Origin of the sequence: Flavobacterium magnum (assembly GCF_003055625.1) — a bacterium.
GTDB classification, from domain to species: Bacteria; Bacteroidota; Bacteroidia; order Flavobacteriales; family Flavobacteriaceae; genus Flavobacterium; species Flavobacterium magnum.
The window spans coordinates 2,659,877-2,683,511 of the sequence record NZ_CP028811.1; the positions used below are offsets into that span (position 1 = coordinate 2,659,877).

Here is a 23,635-nt window from a genome sequence, read left to right on the forward strand (position 1 = left end):
TTACCATTTTAGCAAAACACGTTGGGCTGTAAAACCCGGACCGAAACTCAGCATCACGCCTGTTTCACCTTTCGCGGGATTTCGCTCCATACATTTCTCAAGCACATACAGCACCGTGGCACTCGACATGTTTCCGTAGGTTTTCAGTACTTCCCGGGTATCATCAATGTTTTTCCCCAGGCCGGAAAAAAGGGCCTCGACCGTTTGCACGATTTTCTTCCCGCCCGGATGAAAAATCAGGTGGTCCACCTCTTCGATGCGTAAATTGTTTTTAGCCAAAAACGGATGGATGATGTCAGGAAAATGGCTGGCAATCGTATCAGGCACCTCAATATCCAATACCATTTTGAGTCCCTGATTGGTCAGCCGGAAACCCATCATATGTTCATTGTCGTAAAAATGGTACATCTCCTCATCAACGATTTCCGGGCCCTCGTCAACAGGATCTGAAGACAGCAGCACACAGGCCGCACCATCCCCGAAAATAGCCGCACTCACGATGTTGGCCATTGAAAAATCGTCAAGCTGGAATGTGGCTGTCGGGCTTTCGACGGCGATGACTGCGGCACGCTTGCCGGGGTTTGAGGCCAGGAAATTTTTAGCGTAAATTATTCCGGAAATGCCTGCAACACATCCCATTTCTGTTACCGGGAGTCGCACGATGTCCTGGCGTAGTTTCAGTTTGTTGATCAGGTAGGCATCCAATGAAGGAATCATAATACCTGTGCAGCTTACCGTGATGATATAATCGAGCTGGTCCGGTTCCCAACCCGCCTTTTCGAGTGCCTTCACCAAAACTTTCTCACCCAGGATGATGGCCTCACGGGTATAAATGTCATTCTTCTGCTCGAACGAGGTTGCGGTAAAGACTTCTTCCGGCTCCATAATCGAATAACGGCGATCGACACCAGCCCCTTCAAATATCTTTTTTACTTTTTTGACAAAGCGCTCGTCCTGCCCTGAAAGCCAGGCGTCTAAAAATGGCAGTATGTCTTCGGTGTTTTTATAATATTGCGGCAGCTGTTTGGCAACCGACTTGATTCGTACACTCATATTTTTGAAATGATCCATTGGTAGCGGAACGCCCATTTCCAACGGATGCTGTAATTTTGAAAGTTTAGTTTCTCGGAAAAGGCCATCAATTCCGTTTTTTTAAATCCGCGTAAAATGGACACGAGGCCATCGTCCTTAGACATTTTGTTGAGCCGGAATACAAAGCAAACGACCTGAAACAGCCGGTATGCGAGTGCGCTTCGGTGCAAATCGTTAATGACAATCCCGATTCGTGAATTTGCGTAGAACCGCTGCATCAGGCTTACAACCTGATCATCCTTAAAGTGGTGCATCGTCAGCGTACAGACAATGACATCATATTCACCAAAGTCTTTTTGGAAGACATCTTCACATTTATACACGATGTTGGGGTAATGGTGCGACAGCTTTCTGGCATGATCCACCGTAAAAAGGTTGGCGTCAATTCCGGTAAGTTCCATCCTGAGGTTATTCACCAGCGCATAATCGGCGATGCACCGCAGCATGGCACCGTTTCCACAGCCGACGTCGCAGACCGTAATCGTCTGGGTACTTTTTGGATTGCCGATCAGGTTCCTGATGCCTTCCAGCACGACCTTATTCCCGCCGAGCCAATGGTTAATGCCTTCAATCTTATCCAAAGCGTCGCGCAACGTCTCGCCTTCAAGGCTGAAATCGTCCATAATTTCTGCGGCATCAGACCGGTATCTGGTATTCAGGGACATGGGTGCTTACTGTTAAAACTTTTCCGTGTGTTTTGCGGATGATGAAGGGAAGCACCATCGGGAACCAAAACGCGCATTGCATCAATACAGCTGAAAGATACCCATTTTGCAGCACTTTTGCTAACGCTTTACCGGTTTTTAATCTTTTGCTGAAATTTTTTTTCCATGCCTGTGTGTAGGCCATTTCCATGTCTGCCCTGGAAAACTGCGGATTACGGCAGAATTCCAATATGCATTCCGATGCGATTTTGGCACTGTGGATTGCCATAGCCATGCCGTTCCCGCACAACGGGTGGATCAGTCCTGCGGCATCGCCCGCCATCAGAATGTGGTTTTCGACACAGTCCTTTGAGGCAAACGAAATCTGGCTGATGGTCAGCTGCTTCTCGAAAAGCGGTGTTGCCTGTTCGAGAATACGTTTCAACTGCGGATTTTTCCCGAGCACATTGCGCTCGTATTCAGTAGGGCTCTTATATTGCTTAAAACTGTAGTAGCCCGCCAGATAACAAATATTAATGATGCCGCTTTCGACATTCGACACGCCGCAATATCCGCCGTCGAAATTGTACAGGCCGACCACTTCTTTCGGAAAATGGCCTTTATAGTGTGATTTTACGGCGAGCCATGGCGACTTTTTCGAAACGAATTCGCGTGACATCCTGATATCGAATGCGGAGCGTTTGCCGTGCGCACCAATGACAATATCTGCATGCAGCCTGGTCCCGTTGTCGAGCAACGCGGTAAAGGTGTCATTGTGAAAGGTGACTTCTTCAACGGTGGCTGTGATCCTGTTGGCTCCTGCTGCCGTCGCTTTCTCACTCAGGTAACGGTCGAGCGTAAAACGGCTTACGCCAAATCCACCGAGCGGCAGTCGGCAACCTATTGTTTTGCCTTTGGCCGATGAAAAATGAAGTGTGGAAATTTTTGCCGGATGAAGCGAACCGATGTCAAGGCCAAGCCATTCGTAGTACGGTAAGATTTCATTGGAAATGTATTCGCCGCACACCTTATGCTTAGGGTAATGGTTTTTCTCGACGAGGGTGACCCGCAGACCGGACCTGGAGAGATGTATGGCTGCCGTCAAACCGGCCAGTCCGCCGCCGATGATAAGTACATTTTTCATAGCAGCGTAAAGGTACGCAAAATCTCTACGGAATTATTCCATCTCACCGAGCTGGATCGACCAGACTTCTTTTTTCCTGCCACCGAAATCCTTAAGCTGCGGCTGGAAGTATATTTTCTGGGACACGTCGTTCACCATAATGTTGTTGTTGACCGCAATCTCGAGCGTGTAGATGTTCATCCAGGAATCGTCTGAAAAATAGCTCGAAAGCCGTTTCTTCTTGAGTGTGATTTTTAACGGCTGGTTGAATTTATCCATTTTAGTGAGCAGCGCCTCAAGTGTGACGGGCGCCTTGTCAGCGGTGGTGATGTCAATGACCATCGTGTTCCTTGAATTGAACAGCGCATAGATATTTTCCTTAAGTTGCGCTTTTAACGCATCAGACGTCGTTTCATTGGCCAGCATTTCCAGGTATTGGAAATAATCCCTGACCTGATCCAGCGAATGCTGCTGCCATGCCCCCAATGCGGCACGGGAAAAGTTGGATTTCATGCCCTTCTTATTTTCCATTGACGCCGACTGCCCGAAAAAGGACAGGGAGCAAAACAGTAACCCGATGACGGCCAATTTCCTTAGCATATTATTCCTGTATAATCCGTATAAAATTAATACGGTTGTCTTTGTCGTTGTTCACTTCGACGATCTTCATTTTCCTGACGGCATCGGTAGGCACGATCAATTTCCCTGAAAATTCCTGCTTGTTCAGGTATTCCGTTCCCAGGTTGTCGCGCAGCATCAGCAGCACTTCCACATCGTCGGCCAGAATCTTGTCCAGTTGCGCTTTCCGGGTCTGCCAATCCTTAACATCCGACAGCATGAAAGCTTTGAGCATCATTGCGTAATCGTCAGGTTTCATCAGCACTTCGGTCTGTTTTTGCTCGGGCTGGCTGATTTCTACCGTCTTATTTTTGTAATATGGGCTCTCAATGACAATTTTGGTGCTTTTGCCCTTATTGACCCTGACTTCCACTTTTTCATCCTTAATGACAAGCGGAATCTTCTTGTTGTCTTCCAACTGGTACACCCTGACGTCTTCCGACTTCACGTTCTTCTTCGTAAATTCATCTTTGAGTTCGATGGTATGCGTCTTTTGATCCCTGGGATAGAAATAAATCGAAAACCCCGCGATGATAAGCAGTGCGACCAGTATCGACATGGCAACGCCACGCTTTTTCCAGATTTGCGTCCTGTCAGCTTTTAATTCCACGGCCGACAAATCCTTGAGCCGGAATTCATCCCAACCCGAGTAACCGACGAAGCGGCACATAATGTCAAGCATATCCTTGCGCGGAAGCTTGTCATTCGTCTCAGGCTTCAGGTGTGTGTAGATCCATTTCTCGCTGATGCGTTCGCGCAGCTGCTGTTCGACGAGCAGGATCAGGTTCTGGATATCCTGGCTGCTGAAATTCTTCCAGGAGCCCTGAAAGTAAGGGTAATGCCTCGTGTATTCGAGAAGCACCTCCTTTTTCAATTCCTGAAATGGATCCGTTTGGGTCATTGGTTGGTCAAAAGTAATTTTTGCGTGAAAAATACTGCTGTAAATGTACTGTAAAACTTTGGAAATATTTTACAGTGACTGGAAAGCGGCTTTACCAAAGGCTTTCCGATCGACAGCTGTAATCTTGCGCCATAAACTTTTAAATTATTTTTATTATGAAAACAATCTTTGCCATCGCGGGATGCCTGTTCCTGAATGCAACAATCGCACAACACACCGGCAACCATTTGTATGAAACGGACCACAATCGTTACAATGAACAGCATGAAGTGATGCACAATCCGAATGCCGAAAAAATTGTCGATAACGGCTCGCAGCTGATCTACAAGATTAATGTGCTGAATAACGTCAGCGCGGATTCCTACCTCATTACGCTGGGACTGAATCAGGAAGCCCCCAATCCGAAGGAATGCAACCAAAAGATCAATAAACGCATCGAAAGCTTCAGGGCGGCACTTAAAAAAATGGGAATCAATGCGGAAGATGTCGCTACGGATTTTATTTCGCAAACCAAGATTTACGATTTCAAATCGCAGACCGAAGACCGGCAGACCAGCTTTACCGAGCAGGAAAAAGGATTTGAAATCAAAAAGAACCTGATCATCAGGCTTAATCGGATGACGCTTTTTGACCCCTTGGTGGAAACTGCTTCCGAGTACGGGATTTTCAACATCATTAAAGTCGATTATTTCTGCAAGGATCCGCAAAAAATCTATGAGACGATGCTCACGGAAGCCAATCGGATTTTGGCGCAAAGGAAGCAAAAATCGAATAAGGACGTCAATAACCCGGATTTGTACAGCCAGCCGAAGATCAGTATTAATTATTACAGCGTACAGCCGGGCAGCCAGTATAAGAATTTTACAGCTTATGAGAGTTCGGACGTTACGTTCAGGAGCGACTACTATTCAGACAAGAGCTATGTAAAGCAGGAAGAACGCAAAAGCAGGACCTTTTACTACGACGGCCGACAGCCTGACTTATATGACTCGGTGCTCAATGCCGACGTCCCGGCTGTAGGATTGCAATATGTTATGGAAATGGTGGTGAGTTATACACCACGTTGACAGCCTCGGATTCTGAACATCAAAAGCAGCTTACTGGCTGCTTTTCGGGTACAAATTACTTTAGTTTCAATGCTTTCTGCAACTGCAGCAGGTAATTGTGGCTGTCGGTCCTGTCAAATTCCTTTTCGAAATAAGCATTCAGGGTTGCCTGCTCCGTTGCGGGCAGTTCGTTCCAGTAGCTGACGATTATTTCGTCGATATAGAAAAACAATGTGATGTGGCATGCTATATGGAAATCGGCCCATTTTTTAAGCAGCCTGCTTTTTAACGTAAGGGATTGTTTTTCATTAAATTTTATACTTTCACTGTCGATGACATTCCTGATCAGGTCAAAAGAGTTAGCAGAAACCGAGCACACTTTGGGGTAAGAAGCTTCCATGGTTTCCAGTTCAGAAAGGCACTTCATAATATGCTCAAACGTTTCGTTTTTCATCATCCTCTCCACCTGGCTGTAGCCAAACAAATCAGTGCGGAACGGATTTCGCTTTAACAAAACAATGGCCTCATCTAAAGTATCGGCCGATTTGTTAACACCTGCAAAAATGGGATTAGCATTTTCTTCGTCAGTATCAAAATTGTCATTTGACGTATTTCTGAATGGAGTGGCCGGCTTGTAATCCGGATAATATTTCGCCAGAAACTTCTTGTAATTACTGATCGAAAAATGCTTTTGATGCTTTGCTATAAGTGTTTCCAATTGAGATAGAAACGCGGTGACATCCTTATCTGCATTCAAACGGATCTGGAGTTTAAATAACTGATATAACAAGGATTCACTTTCAGTAAGTTGCTTGCCAGCTGCCAAAAGGGCATCGTAGGATGTGATAAAATCATAGCCGGGGTTTGTAAATGCATCGCCTGGTTTCCGGGAATCCCACTGGAAAGCGTATTCCCAGATAATCGTCTGATGGTAGAGGCTGTTGTATGACGGGGTTTCCTTTAATTTTGAATTGTATTGCCAGTCTTTTCCACTTTCTGCAACAGCCTCGGCAAGGCTCAGGTAGGACAGGAAATGTCCGTTGGCATCGCTTTCTGTGGCAAGGATTATGTCTTTTTCCGGATGGTTGGAGCGCACGGCATAATCCATCAGGAATTGTGAGGCTGCCTTCATCGATTCATTGCCTTCGGGAAACCGCTCATAAATAATGGCTGCAGAAGCAAGGTCCGGACGATATCCGACGCTGTATACCGCTATGTTCTTAAATGCGTTATAGCCGCGATGAATGTCGAATAAGGCAAGGCAATGGCTGGGTCTTACGAAAGAAAAGGCACTATGGCAAATGAAAAAAACAACGAGCGTTTTGATAATCTTCCTGAATCTGGTCATCATTAACAATTTGTGATCCGACATTCTAAATCCTCCCGTCCTTTATCTCTTCTACGATCTCAGGATTCAGCAATGTCGATATGTCCCCGAAATTAGAAAAATCACCTTCCGCAATCTTGCGTAAGATGCGCCGCATGATTTTCCCGCTGCGTGTTTTCGGCAACCCGCTCACGAACTGGATCTTATCCAACTTCGCAATCGGGCCTATCTGATGCGAAATCATCATATTGATTTCATTGGCAAGGTTGGTGCGGTCCCTGCTCTCCCCGGTCTCCTTTAATATAATGTACCCGTACAGTGCATTTCCCTTAATGTCATGCGGAAATCCGACGATTGCGCTTTCCGCCACTGCGGGATGTTCGTTGATGGCGTCTTCGATAGGCGCTGTGCCCAGGTTATGCCCGGAAACGATAATCACATCATCTACACGGCCGGTGATTCTGTAATATCCTACTTCATCGCGTAATGCCCCGTCACCCGTGAAGTATTTGCCGGGAAATGTCGAAAAGTATGTATCCTTATACCGTTGGTGGTCACCCCAGATGGTCCTCGCAATCGACGGCCACGGAAACTTGATGCACAGGCTGCCCGTAACCTGGTTGCCTTCAATCTCATTGCGTTTTTCGTCCATCAACACCGGCTGTATCCCTGGCAATGGCAGCGAGGCATACGTAGGTTTGGTAGGCGTGATAAACGCCAATGGCGATATCATGATGCCCCCGGTCTCGGTTTGCCACCAGGTGTCTACCAACGGGCAGCGCTTCCCTCCTACGTGGTCGTTATACCAATGCCAGGCTTCCTCATTGATGGGTTCTCCCACGGAGCCGATTACTTTAAGGGACTTCAACGGAAATGGCTGTATGTAATCAATATTCTCTTTAGCCAAAGCACGGATGGCGGTAGGCGCGGTGTAAAAATGCGTCACCTTGTGCTTTTCGATCACTTCCCAGAATCTGCTGAAATCAGGATAAGACGGCACGCCCTCGAACATCACCGTAGTGGCACCATTGAGCAGCGGACCGTATAAGATATACGAGTGGCCGGTGATCCAGCCGATATCTGCCGTACACCAGAAAATATCATTTTCTTCGTAATTGAAAACATTCTTGAAAGTGTAAGCGGTATACACCATATAACCGGCTGTAGTATGCACCATGCCTTTGGGTTTGCCGGTTGAACCTGAAGTATACAGGATAAATAACGGATCTTCCGCATCCATGATTTCCGCAACATTATTGTCTGACGCCGCATCAAGTTGTGGCTGGAGCAAAATATCACGGTCCGGGCGCATGTTGATTCGCTCGTGCGTCCGTTTGGCGACCAATACCGTTTGTACCGATGGGCAGCTTTGCAGCGCCTCGTCAACTATGCTTTTTAAGTCAATCGTCTTATTGCCGCGGTACCCGCCATCTGAGGTAATGACCATTTTGCATTCGGAGTCACTAATCCTCGTTGCCAGCGCCGCCGCAGAAAATCCGGCAAATACCACCGAATGTATCGCGCCGATCCTTGCACACGCCAGTACGGAAACCGCCAGCTCCGGCATCATCGGCAGGTAAATGCATACGCGGTCGCCTTTGGTGATGCCCTGCGCCCGCAGCACATTGGCCATTTTACACACGCGCTGGTGCAGCTCATTATAAGAGATGTGCAACGCAGGCTCGTCAGGATTGTTGGGTTCGAAGATAATTGCGGTCTTTGTACCACGGCGTGCCAAATGCCGGTCGATCGCATTCTTGACGATATTGACCTTGGCATCCACAAACCATTTTACATCGGCTTCCGCCATATTGAATTCAACCACCTTTTCCCATTGCTGGTACCATGTAAAATTTTCTTCTGCAATCTTGCCCCAGAATTTCCGTGGCTCGCGGATCGATTTATTGTAATGTTTAAAGTATTGCTCTAAACTTTCAATCTTGTAGTAACTCATCGCTTCGGTTTTGGTAAAAACAAAAGTAGGTATTCATCGGTAATCTGACCGCATTATTTTACCAAATGTATCGTGATGCAGGCCCGCCCGGTTCCAGACCATCAATCGGCAAACAGCTCCTGTCCGGTATCATGGTTTGCAAAGATGGTACGCTTTGTTTTTTTCCGTACCGGCTGGATTGGAGTTAAACTTCGGATACAGATCTGAAGAATCGCGCGCGCCAATAGCAAAAAAAAATACCCCCTAATGGGTATTTTACATCTGCTTAAGTAATTGTAAGTTTGGAAGTTACTAACCAATAACTGATAAGTCATGAGCTATACAAGAGAACAGGTTGAAGCCGCATTGAAATCCAAAAAGTACGTCTGGTTTGAAGGTCCGAAGGACTATGATGTAAACATTGTCGGGATTCGGAATACTGCGCCGGGCAAAAGTGTCACGAACGTTTTCGATGATTTCCTGACCGTTTCCTACAAGGTTGCCGGGGCATGGCAGTTTAAGGTCTGGCCCATCACGACCGACCCGGGTACTAAAGCCGTCAGGCAATTTACAAACCCGAACGGTGTCGCGAGGCTCATTCCAAACCAGTACCGTGGATCCCACAGCATCGGGCTGCATCAAAACAAATATGAGGCGCTCAAACAACAGAAAAACGTGAAAGTCTGGCGCGACAAAAATAAGGATATGAGTTTCGATGAGACGACCATACAGGAAGGCGTTTTCGGGATCAATATCCACAGGAGCAACCCGACAACCGAATCCCAGTACGTGGAAAACTGGAGTGAAGGCTGCCAGGTATTCAAGAGGGTGAAGGATTTTAACGAGTTCATGTCGATTTGCAACAAGGCCAGGGCGATCCACGGCAACTCATTTACCTACACATTAATCGAGTCAAAAGATATTCCTTAGGCAGGGTAATGTATCGGAGGATTAGCGAATGCAGATTAGTCCATTATCTGGTCCGCTAATTTTTTTATCCGCTGATTATTTCCTTTTTTTCATTTAAGTTTGTAAAAAACAAACCAACTGATGCAATTTGATCCTGCCCTGAACGACCGGCGATCGGTCTACAAACTGCTTACCGGTGCCGTCATTCCGCGTCCCATCGGGTGGATTTCGACCCTGAGCGAAGACAACATCCCAAACCTCGCACCATTCTCGTTTTTTAATGTCGTCGGCGACGATCCGCCACATGTGATGTTCTCAGCGGCGCGCTCCAGCGGGGCCAACAAGGACACCTTGAATAATGTGCTGGCGACCAAACAGTTTGTTGTCAACATGGTCACGGAAGACATCGTTGATCAAATGAACAAAACCTCGGAAACCGTAGCGGCCGATGTCAATGAATTTGAACTCGCCGGCCTCACTGCCCTGGAATCAATCAAAGTAAAGCCATTCCGCGTTGGCGAGAGCCCGATTACAATGGAATGTGAACTGGTGCACCATTATGAACTCGAAAACCATCAGTATGGGGGTGCCGTGGTCGTGATCGGAAAGATCGTGATGTTCCACATTGATGACGAGGTGCTGCTAGAAGGTTTTGGCATTGACATGGATCGGTACAAACCGATTTCAAGATTGGCCGGTGCCAACTATTCCAGGATGGGCGAAATCTTTACAGTCAAACGAGCATAATATGAAGATAGCAGTTATTGGCGGTGGCCCCGGTGGCTTGTATTTTTCAATCCTGACCAAAAAGGCGATGCCGCAGGTACAGATTGATGTATATGAAAGAAATAAATCCGATGACAGTTTTGGATTCGGTGTTGTTTTTTCTGATGAAACACTCAGTGAATTCCTGACTCGGGATCCTAAATCCTATGAGTTGATACGAAGCAAGTTCGCATACTGGGACGACCTTGACGTGGCCCGTGACGGCGAGGTCGTACGCATAACGGGCAACGGCTTCTGCGGCTGCTCACGCAAGACCCTGCTGCAATTATTACAGCAACGATGCATCGAAGAAGGCGTCAACCTTCATTTTGAAGCCAATGTTGATGACCTTTCCATTTTCGCGGACGCAGACTATATCGTGGCGTCTGATGGGATCAACAGCCAGCTCCGCGACACGCAGGCTGCCGCTTTCGGTACGCATATCGAGATGAAGCGCAACAAATTCGTATGGTTGGGCTCTACGCGGCCACTCGACGCTTTTACCTATTTCTTCCGAACGACGCCGTTCGGCACCTTCGTTGCCCATACCTACCAATACGAACAGGGCATGAGTACCTGGATTTTCGAATGTACGCCTGAAACATGGACCCATGCCGGGTTCGACACCTTTGACGAAGTCGGTACCATCGACAAACTGTCTGAAATATTCCGCGAAGAATTGCAAGGCCACGGACTCATATCAAACAAATCATTCTGGAGGCAATTCCCGGCAGTGACGAACAAATATTGGTCACACGGAAACATCGTGTTGCTCGGCGATGCGAAAGCCACTGCGCATTACTCAATCGGTTCAGGAACAAAACTGGCGATGGAATGCGCTATCGCCCTATCAGACGCCATCGTAGAGTTTGGCACTGACAAGGAAAAGGCGTTCGCCAAATACGAGCAACTGCGTCGGAACCGCGTTGAAACCATACAGCACGCTGCGAATGTTTCGCTTGACTGGTTCGAAAACATGGACCGACACGTCAGGCATGATTTTATGCAGTTTGCATTCGGTGTAATGACAAGGGCAAAGAAAGTGACCTTTGAAAACCTGGCCTTACGCGACAGCGCGTTTACCGAAAAGGTACTCCGGGGCTTCCATCAGAATAAGGAAAATAAAAACACCCCGCCTGCTTTCACCCCTTTCACGCTGCGCAGCATCGAACTGCCTAACCGCATCGTCATGTCGCCGATGGGGCAATACAGCGCCAAAGACGGTTTGGTCTCTGACTGGCACCTGGTTCATTATGGTGCGCGCGCTTTGGGCGGCGTTGGCTTGATTCTAACCGAAATGACCGCCGTCTCACCAACCGGACGTATTACTCCCGGTTGCGCCGGTATATGGTCTGAGGAACAGGGTTTTGCATGGAAGAAAATCACTGATTTTGTACATGAACACAGTGGTGCAAAAATAGGAATGCAGATTGGTCATTCCGGAAGAAAAGGCAGTGTGAATGTCCCTGCTGTCGGCAACAATATTCCGCTCGAAAATGGCTGGGAACTGATTTCAGCCTCGCCAATAGCGTTTGCAGAACATATGCCTGTACCAAAAGAAATTGATGCGTCAGATATGGAGATCGTGATTTCAGAATTTACACGGGCTGCCATTAATGCTGATAAAGCCGGTTTTGATATGATTGAATTACAGGCACACCATGGATTTCTGCTTGCTTCTTTCCTTTCTCCGTTAACTAATAAACGACAAGACCACTTCGGCGGAAGCCTTGAAAACCGACTGCGTTTTCCGTTACAGGTTTTTGATTCGATGCGAAAAGCGTTCAATGCCGATAAACCGATTTCCGTACGCATTTCTGCGTCGGATTGGGCAGAAAACGGCATTACCATGGAAGAAATTATCTCAATCAGCATGGCATTTAAAGCCGCCGGCGCTGATATTATCAATGTGTCTACAGGAAATACGGTAAGTCATCAGAAACCGCAACCGGGCCGCATGTGGCAGACGCCTTTTTCGGATAGCGTCAGGAATACTGTGAATATTCCTACGATTACAACCGGCTTTATCCAGGATATCGACCAGATCAATACCATATTGCTGAATGGCCGTGCCGACCTCGTGGCGCTCGGCAGGCCGTTGCTGCTCGACCCCAATTTTGTACGCCATGCACAGGCGTATGAAAATTTCCGCCCTGATGACATACCGCAACCGTATTTTGCCGGTACGACGCATTTATATCCGCTGCATGCCGCAGCACGCAGGGAGAAGGAACAGATGAAAAAGGCCCTTAAACCTGAAACACATAAGAAGAATTGACATTGATATTTACAATTGACAATTGATGAAACATTACGAAGACAATTTTGCGCATTCCCATTTGCCTTGTGAAACATTGAGGCCCGATATCATTTTGGACCATCCTGATTTCCGGTTTGAAGGCAGCCTGAACTGTGTCTGTAAACTCCTTGACGATCACATTTCAAACGGCCATGGCGACGCCGTCGCAATACGCACCTTTGACACCTTGTGGACTTACCGTGACTTGTACGAAAAGTCCAATCAGATTGCGCATGTCCTCACCGATGATCTCGGTTTTGTTTCCGGTAACCGCGTGCTGATCCGTTCGGCTAACAACCCAATGTTCGTTGCCATATGGTTCGCCGTACTGAAAGCGGGCGGGATCGTAGTGGCAACCATGCCGCTGCTGCGCGAGAAAGAACTGACAGTAATGATCGACAGTGCCGAAATTTCGCATGCATTTTGTGATTACCGGCTCGAGGAAGAGCTCGCAGTCGTAAAGTCGGATTTCCTCAAACAGGTCATCACCTTCGACGGCACGGAGACCAAATGGTCAAAGCTGGAAACGCTGATGCACAACAAACCCAGGACGTTCCAGAATTATCATACCATGGCCGATTCGCTCGCGCTGATCGGGTTTACCTCCGGAACGACAGGAAAACCGAAAATGACTTCTCATTTCCATCGCGATATTTTGCTGATTTGTGAAGCATTTCCGAAATATTCGTTGCAGCCTACGCCCGACGACATCTTTACCGGAAGTCCGCCATTGGGATTCACTTTCGGCTTGGGCGGCCTGGTATTGTTCCCGTTTTATTTCGGCGCCTCCACATTCCTGATTGAAAAGCCGACCCCCGAATTGCTGCTCCGTGCCATTTCGGAATACAAAATCACCATTTGCTTTACAGCGCCCACCGCCTGGCGGATTATCACCACACTGGTTGGAGATTATGATATTTCTTCCTTAAGGAAATGCGTTTCCGCCGGAGAGACTTTGCCTTTAAAAGTCTGGGAGGACTGGTATGAGGCCACCGGATTGAAAATTATCGACGGCATCGGATCCACAGAAATACTGCATATATTTATTTCCTCAAATGAGGACAATATGAGAAAAGGCGCAACAGGACTTCCCATTCGCGGTTATGAGGCGCGGATCGTCGACATGGACGGAAACGAAGTGCCGGCAAACGAACCGGGGAGACTTGCGGTGCGCGGCATCACAGGCTGCAAATACCTCAATTCACCCGAAAAACAGCAGGAATACGTTCAGAATAAATGGAATATTACCGGTGATATTTTCCGGAGGGACGAGGATGGCTACTTTTGGTTTGTGGCACGCGGAGACGACATGATTATCTCTTCAGGCTATAACATCGCTGCCATTGAGGTCGAGAACGTCCTTCTGGGACACGACGATATCGCAGAATGTGCCGTTGTGGGTTTGCCAAACGAAGAACGCGGCATGCTTGTCTGTGCTTACATTGTCCTTAAAAATCAGGAACACGCCAGCGAAAGTAAGGCGTCGGAAATCCAGGAGTGGTTCAAGAAAACCGCTGCGCCCTATAAATATCCGAGACAAATCCATTTCGTAAACGCTTTACCCAAAACGGAAACAGGCAAAATACAACGATTCAAACTCAAGTCATAATGGCACAAATTTTCAAAAAGGACGAAACCATACGCTTCAGGCATGTCGATTTTGCCGGCATAGTCTTCTACCCCAGATTCCTCGAAATGCTCAATGATCTCGTCGAGGATTGGTTTGAGGAAGCGCTTGACCGGCCGTTTTCAGCAATGCATGAGCATGGTAAAGGCATTCCTACGGTGGATTTAAAGGTGCAGTTTAAGCAACCTGCACGAATCGGTGACGTTTTGTCCAAATCACTTTGGGTCATCAATCTGGGCGGTGCTTCGGTACATTGCGGATTTACATTCACCGATCAGGATGGCAAAACCTGCCTCGAAGGCGAAGTGACGCTCGTCAACGTCGGGCTGCACAAAGGTACCAATCAGATCAAAGCCGAACCTTTTTCCGATGAGACCAAAAACAGAATCCTTTCATTTATCATCTAACATCATGGACTTCCCAAAATTTAAGGCCGCCACCGTACAAACTTCGCCCGTTTTTCTGGATGCAGAGAAAACAATCGACAAGGCCATCTCATTTATAAAGGAAGCTGCCGCCAATGGGGCGCGACTTATCGCCTTCCCTGAAGTGTTCGTGGCAGGCTATCCTTACTGGAACTGGATCATGACACCCGTTCAGGGCAGCGCGTGGTATGAAAAACTGTACCGGAATTCCGTTACGGCGGACGGTCCGGAGATTGCCCGACTCTTATCGGCCGCGAAAGACCACAACATCAATATCGTCATCGGAATCAACGAACGCGGCGAAAGTTATGGGGAAATTTACAACACCAATCTAATTATAGACAACCATGGCGTGCTGATCGGGAAACACCGAAAGCTGGTGCCTACCTGGGCCGAAAAACTCACTTGGACATCAGGCGACGGTTCGTCATTGAAGGTATATCATACTGAAGTCGGTCCGGTCGGGACACTGGCCTGCGGCGAAAATACCAATACCCTCGCGCGTTTCACTTTGCTGTCACAGGGAGAACTGATTCACATCGCAAACTACATCTCGCTGCCCGTGGCACCGCCGGATTATAATATGGCCGAGGCGATAAAGATCCGCGCCGCAGCGCACTCGTTCGAAGGGAAACTGTTTACGATTGTTTCGTGCTCGACGATTTCACAGGAAATTATGGATGCACTGACGCCCGATGTCGCCGATGCCGGCGCACTGCTGACGCGGAAAAATTCCGCTTTTTCAGGATTTATCGGTCCTAATGGCGCCGTAATCGGCGAACCGCTCATTGATGACGAAGGGATTGTTTACGCAGAAATTGACTTGTCCAAATGCATCCAGCCAAAACAGATGCACGACATATTGGGCCACTACAACCGTTTCGATATTTTCGATTTGCGCGTCAATGTGACACCCAGAAAAAACATTACATTCATAGACAACAACGAAGATTTCTTCAAAAGAAAATTGTAAGCATAAACTTTAAACCATTTCTCGATGGAAGCAAAACACAACGACGATGTCATAGGTCGCGCCCGGGTCACGGATACCCCCGAACTCGAAGCCTATTATGACGAACTCAGAACACTTGGTGCCGGTGCGCTCTGGACAGTGGCCAACGATATCGAACCCTGGGAGCCGCGCCCGTCGTCGATCCCGATGCTGTGGAAATACGACGATTTACGCGAACTCGTGCTTAAGTCGTCTGAACTGGTGACACCAGAGCAGGCCGGCAGACGCGTCGTATACCTTGTCAACGACAAACGCAGGGATGTGTCGGCTGCGGTGGGCTGGCTGTATACCGGAATCCAGGTCACACGGCCCGGAGAGAGTACATCAGCGCACCGCCATCGCGCCTCCGCTTTGCGGTTTATTATGGAAGGCGAAGGCGGGTACACGGTTGTCGACGGGAATAAGATCACGTTCGAAGTGAATGACTTTGTAATCACACCCAATTCTGCCTGGCACGAACACGGTGTCGCCCCTGATGGCAAGACCTGTGTGTGGCAGGACGGCCTGGACATCCCGCTCGTCAATGCGCTTGAAGCGAATGACTACGCGGTATTTGACGGCAAACAGCCGCTAGATGTACCGGTCAACCAATCGCCTTTGTCCTACAGTGCTCCGGGACTGATTCCTGCAGACAAGGTCTGGGACAAGCCGTATTCCCCTTTATTCAAATATTCCTGGAAGCAGGTCTACCCTGCCCTGCTCGAAGCCGCTAAAGTCAACGACGGCAATCCTTTTGACGGCATACTGATGCATTACACCAACCCGCTGACGGGCGGACACGTGATGCAGACGATGGGTGCGTCGATGCAATTGCTGCGCGCCGGCGAGCATACGAAAGCGCACAAGCACACCGGTTCGTTCGTATACCAATGCGCGAAAGGAAAAGGCTATTCGGTTATTGGTGGCAAGCGTTACGACTGGAAAGAGCGGGACATTTTCTGCGTGCCGTCGTGGGTGTACCATGAGCACGTGAACCTGTCAGGAACTGAGGACGCCTGCCTGTTCTCGTTCCATGACCTGCCCGTAATCGAGAAACTCGGACTGTATCAGGAAAAAGCCTATCCCGAAAACGACGGCCATCAGGTATTGGATTAGGAGCTATTCCCGCTTTCCGCCTTTATCTCTTCGCTGCGCTGCGAGGATACCGGCTGCAATCGGGGCTAGGGGTACCGACTGACATTAAAAAACCCGGCTGAGAAATAATTTTGCCAATTTGCAACTCATAAAATATGAAACTACTGACTTACCTGTCTGAAGACAAACAAAAGCTTGGAATCCAGCTCAACGATACGGTCGTCGATGTGGAAACACTCGGATTCAAGTCGAATGAAACATTCCCTGCAACCATGCTCGAACTGATTGATGCGGGCCATGAAATGGTATCGAAATTGCAGCACGCGCTGGACACGGCGAGCGAAAATGTGATCGCCGCCTGCTCATTGCCATTGTCGCACGTCACACTGCTTGCCCCGATCCCGAAGCCGCGCAAAAACATCATCGGCATCGGGTTGAATTATACGGAGCATGTGGCTGAAAGTGCGCGCACACTCGATACTTCAAAAGACCTGCCGCAGCAGCCCGTCATTTTTTCAAAGCCACCGACGGCGGTAACGGCGACCCACACCGACATCCTGCACAACACAAAGCTGACACAACAACTGGATTGGGAAGTGGAGCTGGCGGTCATTATTGGTAAAAAAGGAAAATATGTCCCGAAATCAGAAGCGCTGGATTATGTTTTCGGCTACACGGTAATCAATGACATCAGTGCCAGGGACTGCCGCCGCGCCGGACAATGGATTGTGTCGAAAGGACAGGATACATTTGCACCTATGGGTCCGGTGCTGGTCACCAAAGACGAAATCGTCGATCCGCACAACCTGAACCTCTCGTTAACGCTCAACGGCGTGGAAAAACAAAGTTCGAACACAAAATTCATGCTCTTTAACATCAATGAACTGATAGAAGACCTTAGTACGGTTTTTACCCTGGAGCCCGGGGACATTATTGCAACGGGTACACCGGCCGGTGTGGGCGCGGGACGCAGTCCGCAGGAATGGATGTGGGACGGTGACGTTGTAGAGGCCACGGTCGAAGGCATAGGAACCATTGTAAATACCGTGAAGGCCATTAGCCACGGATAGCAGATTACAGGCAGGCGCCGCGTTAGGGATTGCAGCGGAAATCCTTGCGGGGTTTGCAAAACCCCGGAAGATTGCAGCGGAAAGCCCGGCCGAAGGCAACGCCAAAAAAATAAAATAAGGTACAAAATGAAAAAATACAGAATAGGACAAATCGTCCCCTCCTCAAACGTTACGATGGAAACCGAGATCCCTGCAATTTTCAGGGCCAGGGAAACCTTATTGCCGGAGCGTTTTACATTTCATTCGAGTCGGATGCGCATGAAAAAAGTGACGAAGGAAGAGCTCGAAGCAATGGATGCGATGAGCCTCAAATGCGCCCAGGAATTGTCAGATGCGCATGTGGATGTGATGGGATACGCCTGCCTTGTAGCGATTATGAGCATGGGCCGCGGCTACCACTGCGTCTCTGAAGTTAACCTGCATCAGGAAACGGTGGCCAATGGCTTTCCTACCCCGATTGTTACCAGTGCCGGGGCCCTGATCAACGGACTCAAAGCTCTCGGTGCCAAAAAGATTTCAATCATTACACCTTATATGCGGCCGCTGACAGATATGGTTGTTGATTACCTCGAGCATCAGGGATTCGAGGTCGTTGACTCGATTGCATTGGAGATCCCGGACAATCTCGAGGTGGCGGCGCAAGACCCGATGAACCTGCTGGAGATTTATAAATCGCTTAATATTGAAGGTGTTGATGTGATTGTGGCCTCGGCCTGTGTGCAGATGCCGTCGCTCGAAGCCATCGACCTGATCGAACAGGCGACCGGCATTCCGGTGACCTCTGCGGCCGTTTGCACGACTTTCGAGATGATGAAAAAACTCGGCATACCGGCTACCGCCCCAATTGGCGGGCGTTTACTCAGCGGAGACTATTAATTTACAATCAATTAATACGCATATGGTTTAAGTGTAAACTTTTGCAATTACAGTGTAAAGCCTGATTACAACGTTTTAGTGACATTTGTAATATAACAAAATAAACCAACTAAAATCTTGAACCCATGGACACCATTTACACTACCATTGATAACCACGAAGACGATGATATGAACAACATCATCCTGATGAATTCAATTGATTCTGACGATGATGCAGAAGACTACGACTTCGATTACGATCCTAACGATATGTATTACGAGTTGTCAGGAAGGTAACCCGACCCCGACACTCAGATAACGAAGCCTGCTCAATTACTGAGCGGGCTTTTTTATGCTCTAAAAATCCTGTAACTTTTATAAAAAACTGTATAACAATCTTTTATAAGGTATTGATAATTTTAGGTAAACTTAAAATATTTACATTATGTCTTCCTTAAATAACAATAACAACTACGGCAAAGGCAATCACAGGCCAAGCCATGACGGGCAAAAAAATTACGCCAATTCGAACCAGAAAAATCCTGACAATGTACGCAATGCCACGCGTGACCATGAGTATCGCGATCACGAAGAGCTCACCAACGATGCAAATTTCGATGCGGGAAACACAAGTGACATGGACTTCAGGGACAAAAACGAAACCGTGGACCAACACGAAGGATAAGCAATTAAACTCACCTAAACCAAAACATTATGAACGGACTATTCAAAGGACTCATTGCAGGATACAGCGCCAAGAAACTCGGCGGCGGCTGTTTCGGGATGATCATCGTTTTCATCATCGTATACTACCTGCTGGGTTATTTTTAAAACAACGCGCTATGGAAAAGGAATTTAAAAATAATGAGGATCACACGAATCCGGAAAAAGACCCGAAGTTGCAGGCACACAAGGGCAGCGACGACCTGGATTCGAAGATAAACACTGATTTCAAAAGCAAAGGCCACATGAAATCACAGACGGATGATGAGGATCCCGCTACGGATCCCAATGAAACGCCCGGAAAACCGGGTTTTACTAAAGGCAACTGACAATTCTAAATTATAATTATGGCATCGACATACCGAACTTTCAAGAATTGGGAAGACGTGGATTGCGAGGGATATCTTTTTGATAAGGGTCCGGAGCGGCAAATCGACGATCCCGGACTAAACCAGGATGACGCTTCGCGTAAAAGTCAGGAGGAATTTGACGATTCCGATGATTTCCATAAATACGATGACACGGACGAGGAACAGACCGAAGAAGACGGTTTTTCAGACGCCGGAAAGTACGACGGCAACATCGGTATTTAGATGTTTTCGAAATATTCGAAAGCGTCGATAATGTCAAGATACACGCCATCAAATCCCGCATCGAGAATCTTTTTCAGATAGGATGCATCGTTCCCGTAGATGATTTGCTGCCAGTCAGCATTCCAATACTGCACTTTATAATTACCCGGCCAGTCCGGGTTTTGTGCTTTGAGCCAGGCCGGTTTCGTTGAGAGCCAGCTGTCCTGCCAATAGTAGCGGTAATTTTCGGCTTCGCCAATCGACATATAACATACCACCATCCGCTGGCCACCATTGGCTTTGGATTTGATCTGCTGGATTTCGGAAGCGGTAAAGGCCGAACCGTCGTTAAAGAATAAATCCATAATCACGGCATCGTAATTTGTAGATTTTACTGCATTAATAAACTGGGCTTTTGACGTGAAATTTTCGGCATTGATCAGGTACAGGAAATTCTTCGCGTCGGACAGGCGTTCCACATTGGCTGCATTCTCCTGATATACCGGATAGTTTGGTATGACATTCAGGTTTCGCTCCGTCGCAGCAAACGAGATGTATCCGCTCGCATTATTTTTAGTGTACGAATTTGCCATTTTCGACGGCGTAGTGCAGTAATCAATCGCCAGGATTTTTTTCCCGGCAGACTTAGAGATATCAAGATAGGCCTTAAAATAATTCGTGGCGTCTGACGGGCTTTCGATGTTGTCGGCATCGTAACCATACAGCAGATCCTCCTGGCCGTTTCCGTCAATCGCATTCAGGTACGCCGTTGCGGGATTCCCTGTAGGCTCGCCGTTTTCGGTAACCAACTCCACACCATTCTGCGGGATGACCGCGAAATCAGGATGTGCGGCTTTCGCATACTGGCTGATGCCAATTACAAAATCACGCATTTCCTGCTTGTAATCGTATTCAGGGATGGCATCCGCATCGGTCTGGTCACAGGAAATCAAAAGCAGCGCGGCAAAAAGGAGCAGTTTTTTCATAGTCATGGTACAGAAGTGTTGTCACTTGCTAAATTAAAACACTTAATGATACATTTTTATTACTTTAGCGAAAAATAAATCTGCAAAATGAAAAAAATCGCGCTGGTGCTCCTGCTGATTTTCCCGCTGCTCAGCAAAGCACAGAATCCGAACGATATCGTAGACCGCATTACAATGATCCAGTTTATTGTCGACAATCCGAACGGCCAGCTGGTGTACCGACAGACTAAAAATTGGGTAACCGACTTCCTGAATTTCAATGATACGCAGGCCGAAATCATGGACAGGCTTTTTAATGCCCAATACATTGATATTGCGGTGGCCTACAAGGCTTACGCCGAAGACCGTTCGCCGGTGAAACTCGCGACGCTGATCGATGTGACGGTAAAACAGGAATTCTACTTCCGCAGGCTATTGACCGAAAAACAGCTTGAATTATATAAGGCGCGTTTCGTTGAGGCAGCGCAAAATCCTGAAGACGCCAAAAACAAAGCACTGCTTGCGCTGTTCTTTTCAGATGAAGTGCTTACGCAATACAGTGAAAAAGAATAATTCCGGAACTTAGTACGCCAACAGCTCCTGCAACGCGGCTTCAAACCGTCCTTTCGGCAGATATTGGTCTTCGAGCGCCTTGGTGAAAGGAATCGGACTGTCGAGGCTGGAAACGCGTTTCACCGGACCATCGAGGTACTCGAAGCAGTTTTCCATAATCATCGCTGAAATGTCGCTGGCCACCCCGCCAAACATCGAATCTTCCTGCAGGATGATGACCTTTCCCGTTTTCTTCGCCGAAGCAAATATGGCATCGGTATCCAATGGTTGTAACGTACGAAGGTCAAGCAAATCAGCTGAAATTTCCGAATGGTTCTTTAGCGTTTCCAAAGCCCAGTGCACACCCGCACCAAACGAAATGATCGTAATGTCTTTCCCCTCCTTAAGCAATGACGCTTTGCCGAACGGCAGTGTGTAATAGTCCGTCGGCACATCCTGATATACACTTCGGTATAACTGTTTGTGCTCAAAAAACATGACCGGATTCGGATCATTGATCGCGGTGTTCAAAAGGCCTTTGGCATCATAAGGGAAGGCGGGATAGACGACCTTAAGTCCGGGTGTCTTCGTGAACCAGGCCTCATTGGTTTGTGAGTGAAACGGCCCCGCCTGGGTTCCGCCGCCGCAGGGCATACGCACAACCACATCGGCGTTCTCAAGCCAGCGGTAATGTGATTTGGCCAACAGGTTCACGATTGGATTAAATCCTGTCGAGACGAAATCCGCGAACTGCATTTCCACAATGGCCTTATACCCGTTTATGGAGAGTCCCATCCCGGCAGACACGACAGCGCTTTCGCAGATGGGCGTATTGATGACACGTTCTTTTCCGAACTGTGCCACGAAGCCGTCCGTAATCTTGAATGCGCCACCATATTCGGCTATGTCCTGGCCCATGATGACCGAGTTTGGGTACCGCTCCATCGATTGCCTGAGTCCGTTTGAAATCGCGTCAATCAAACGGATATTTTCAACAACGTCCGAATGCGTAACTTCTTCATATTGAAATGGTTTATAAACATCATTTAATTCTTCATCGTAGGAAGCCACAATTTCAGGCTCCTGTTGCACCAATGCCCAGTTTTCATCGATTTCAGCTTTGATGGCGGATCGGATCTCGGCATCCTGCTCAGCAGTCAATACACCGGATTCCTCGAGGTACTTCTTATAATTATCGACCGGATCTTTGACCGCCCACAGGTCCATCAATTCCTGAGGCACATATTTGGTACCGCTGGCTTCCTCGTGGCCACGCATCCTGAAGGTCTTGAATTCAAGCAATACCGGTTTCGGATCCGCAATCATTTCGGCCTTGAGTTCCGACAGTTTGTTGTACACCTCGAGAATATTATTGCCATCGATGATGTGGCTTTCCATGCCGTAACCAATGCCCTTGTCGGCCAGGTTTTCGCAGCGGTACTGCTCATTGGTGGGTGTCGAAAGTCCATAGCCGTTGTTCTCGATCACGAACATCACGGGCAACTCCCATACAGAGGCGATATTGAGCGCTTCGTGGAAATCCCCTTCACTCGTAGCGCCCTCACCGGTAAATACGGCGGTAATCTTTCCGTTTTTCTTTAATTTGTTAGCCAGCGCGATTCCGTCGGCGACGCCAAGCTGCGGACCCAGATGCGAAATCATCCCTACAATGTTGAATTCCTGTGTTCCGAAGTGGAAACTGCGGTCGCGGCCTTTGGTAAAGCCATTGGCCTTGCCCTGCCATTGCGAAAACAATCGGTGAAGCGGAATATCACGCCCTGTAAAAACGCCAAGATTCCTGTGCATCGGCAGGATGTATTCGTCTTTATCCAATACGGCCGCGATGCCGCAGGCGATGGCTTCCTGCCCGATTCCGGAAAACCATTTGGAGACTTTCCCCTGACGGATCAGGATCAGCATCTTTTCTTCAATCAGGCGGGGTTTAAGGATTCTTTTATAAAGATCGATTAGCGTATCGTCAGTGAGTTTTTTTCTGTCGAAATTCATTTTTTGAGGGTCATTTTTTAATGCCCCAAAAGTAGAAAAAAATAACCGCACACCTGTGATTTGGCCATTTTTTTTGAAATGTTAATAAGTTTTA

The 23,635-nt window shown here is 47.9% G+C and carries 24 protein-coding genes; 15 read left to right on the plus strand and 9 right to left on the minus strand.

Annotated elements, in window-relative coordinates; genetic code table 11:
- From HYN48_RS11260 to HYN48_RS11280, 5 genes are read right to left on the minus strand one after another with little or no spacing between them, the layout of a single operon-like run.
- The gene (locus tag HYN48_RS11260; protein WP_108373588.1) at positions 1–1,053 is read right to left on the minus strand and encodes a type III polyketide synthase; all 1,053 of its coding nucleotides are present in this window, start codon (positions 1,051–1,053) and stop codon (positions 1–3) included.
- Positions 1,050–1,757: a methyltransferase domain-containing protein gene (locus HYN48_RS11265; protein WP_108371764.1), complete on the minus strand. Its 708-nt coding sequence runs from the start codon at positions 1,755–1,757 to the stop codon at positions 1,050–1,052. Before HYN48_RS11265 ends, HYN48_RS11260 begins: the two co-directional genes overlap by 4 nt.
- Positions 1,729–2,880 (minus strand): NAD(P)/FAD-dependent oxidoreductase, encoded by a 1,152-nt coding sequence (locus HYN48_RS11270; RefSeq protein WP_108371766.1) that lies wholly within the window; start codon positions 2,878–2,880, stop codon positions 1,729–1,731. Before HYN48_RS11270 ends, HYN48_RS11265 begins: the two co-directional genes overlap by 29 nt.
- Before the next feature lie 33 nt (positions 2,881–2,913).
- Positions 2,914–3,459: a hypothetical protein gene (locus HYN48_RS11275; protein WP_108371768.1), complete on the minus strand. Its 546-nt coding sequence runs from the start codon at positions 3,457–3,459 to the stop codon at positions 2,914–2,916.
- A gap of 1 nt (position 3,460) precedes the next feature.
- A complete protein-coding gene (locus HYN48_RS11280) occupies positions 3,461–4,378 on the minus strand; it encodes a hypothetical protein (protein ID WP_108371770.1) in 918 nt (305 codons plus the stop codon).
- A gap of 155 nt (positions 4,379–4,533) precedes the next feature.
- On the opposite strand from HYN48_RS11280, the gene HYN48_RS11285 reads away from it, so the two are divergent.
- Positions 4,534–5,445 carry an SIMPL domain-containing protein gene (locus tag HYN48_RS11285; RefSeq protein WP_108371772.1) on the plus strand — a complete coding sequence of 304 codons (912 nt, stop codon included), beginning with the start codon at positions 4,534–4,536 and terminating at the stop codon, positions 5,443–5,445.
- Between the two features lie 55 nt (positions 5,446–5,500).
- Here HYN48_RS11285 and HYN48_RS11290 read toward each other — a convergent pair whose 3' ends face one another.
- Both HYN48_RS11290 and acs read right to left on the minus strand, forming a co-directional pair.
- Positions 5,501–6,775 carry a hypothetical protein gene (locus tag HYN48_RS11290; protein ID WP_146171768.1) on the minus strand — a complete coding sequence of 425 codons (1,275 nt, stop codon included), beginning with the start codon at positions 6,773–6,775 and terminating at the stop codon, positions 5,501–5,503.
- Positions 6,776–6,797: 22 nt separating this feature from the next.
- A complete protein-coding gene (gene acs, locus HYN48_RS11295; RefSeq protein ID WP_108371776.1) occupies positions 6,798–8,705 on the minus strand; it encodes an acetate--CoA ligase in 1,908 nt (635 codons plus the stop codon).
- Between the two features lie 312 nt (positions 8,706–9,017).
- Here acs and HYN48_RS11300 point away from each other — a divergent pair, with 312 nt between their 5' ends.
- The 13 genes from HYN48_RS11300 to HYN48_RS11355 all read left to right on the plus strand — a co-directional run bounded on the left by HYN48_RS11300 (position 9,018) and on the right by HYN48_RS11355 (position 20,038).
- A complete protein-coding gene (locus HYN48_RS11300) occupies positions 9,018–9,614 on the plus strand; it encodes a hypothetical protein (protein ID WP_108371778.1) in 597 nt (198 codons plus the stop codon).
- A 120-nt stretch (positions 9,615–9,734) separates the two neighbouring features.
- On the plus strand, positions 9,735–10,340 hold the full coding sequence (locus HYN48_RS11305) for a flavin reductase family protein (protein ID WP_108371780.1): 606 nt from the start codon (positions 9,735–9,737) through the stop codon (positions 10,338–10,340).
- 1 nt (position 10,341) lies between these two features.
- Positions 10,342–12,636 carry an oxidoreductase gene (locus HYN48_RS11310; protein WP_108371783.1) on the plus strand — a complete coding sequence of 765 codons (2,295 nt, stop codon included), beginning with the start codon at positions 10,342–10,344 and terminating at the stop codon, positions 12,634–12,636.
- 25 nt (positions 12,637–12,661) lie between these two features.
- On the plus strand, positions 12,662–14,266 hold the full coding sequence (locus HYN48_RS11315) for an AMP-binding protein (protein ID WP_108371785.1): 1,605 nt from the start codon (positions 12,662–12,664) through the stop codon (positions 14,264–14,266).
- Complete coding sequence (locus HYN48_RS11320) at positions 14,266–14,691, plus strand: acyl-CoA thioesterase (RefSeq protein WP_108371788.1); 426 nt, start codon at positions 14,266–14,268, stop codon at positions 14,689–14,691. The genes HYN48_RS11315 and HYN48_RS11320 overlap by 1 nt, the downstream gene beginning before the upstream one ends.
- Positions 14,654–15,682: a carbon-nitrogen hydrolase family protein gene (locus tag HYN48_RS11325; protein WP_245945950.1), complete on the plus strand. Its 1,029-nt coding sequence runs from the start codon at positions 14,654–14,656 to the stop codon at positions 15,680–15,682. The genes HYN48_RS11320 and HYN48_RS11325 overlap by 38 nt, the downstream gene beginning before the upstream one ends.
- A gap of 24 nt (positions 15,683–15,706) precedes the next feature.
- Entirely contained in the window at positions 15,707–16,816 is a 1,110-nt protein-coding gene (locus HYN48_RS11330) for a cupin domain-containing protein (protein ID WP_108371790.1), read from the plus strand.
- A 134-nt stretch (positions 16,817–16,950) separates the two neighbouring features.
- A complete protein-coding gene (locus HYN48_RS11335; protein WP_108371792.1) occupies positions 16,951–17,865 on the plus strand; it encodes a fumarylacetoacetate hydrolase family protein in 915 nt (304 codons plus the stop codon).
- Between the two features lie 126 nt (positions 17,866–17,991).
- The gene (locus HYN48_RS11340; RefSeq protein WP_108371794.1) at positions 17,992–18,741 is read left to right on the plus strand and encodes a maleate cis-trans isomerase family protein; all 750 of its coding nucleotides are present in this window, start codon (positions 17,992–17,994) and stop codon (positions 18,739–18,741) included.
- Between the two features lie 125 nt (positions 18,742–18,866).
- Entirely contained in the window at positions 18,867–19,019 is a 153-nt protein-coding gene (locus HYN48_RS15305; protein ID WP_181248467.1) for a hypothetical protein, read from the plus strand.
- Between the two features lie 148 nt (positions 19,020–19,167).
- The gene (locus tag HYN48_RS11345) at positions 19,168–19,407 is read left to right on the plus strand and encodes a hypothetical protein (RefSeq protein WP_108371796.1); all 240 of its coding nucleotides are present in this window, start codon (positions 19,168–19,170) and stop codon (positions 19,405–19,407) included.
- Positions 19,408–19,564: 157 nt separating this feature from the next.
- Positions 19,565–19,774, plus strand: coding sequence for a hypothetical protein (locus tag HYN48_RS11350; protein WP_108371798.1), 210 nt, complete (start codon positions 19,565–19,567; stop codon positions 19,772–19,774).
- A gap of 18 nt (positions 19,775–19,792) precedes the next feature.
- Entirely contained in the window at positions 19,793–20,038 is a 246-nt protein-coding gene (locus HYN48_RS11355; protein WP_108371800.1) for a hypothetical protein, read from the plus strand.
- Here the strand turns inward: HYN48_RS11355 and HYN48_RS11360 are convergent.
- A complete protein-coding gene (locus HYN48_RS11360) occupies positions 20,035–21,009 on the minus strand; it encodes an endo alpha-1,4 polygalactosaminidase (protein WP_108371802.1) in 975 nt (324 codons plus the stop codon). The genes HYN48_RS11355 and HYN48_RS11360 overlap by 4 nt on opposite strands.
- 81 nt (positions 21,010–21,090) lie before the next feature.
- On the opposite strand from HYN48_RS11360, the gene HYN48_RS11365 reads away from it, so the two are divergent.
- Positions 21,091–21,555, plus strand: coding sequence for a hypothetical protein (locus HYN48_RS11365; RefSeq protein WP_108371804.1), 465 nt, complete (start codon positions 21,091–21,093; stop codon positions 21,553–21,555).
- Between the two features lie 9 nt (positions 21,556–21,564).
- On the opposite strand, the gene HYN48_RS11370 is transcribed toward HYN48_RS11365, so the two are convergent.
- Complete coding sequence (locus HYN48_RS11370) at positions 21,565–23,541, minus strand: alpha-ketoacid dehydrogenase subunit alpha/beta (protein WP_108371806.1); 1,977 nt, start codon at positions 23,539–23,541, stop codon at positions 21,565–21,567.
- Positions 23,542–23,635: the final 94 nt, after the last annotated feature.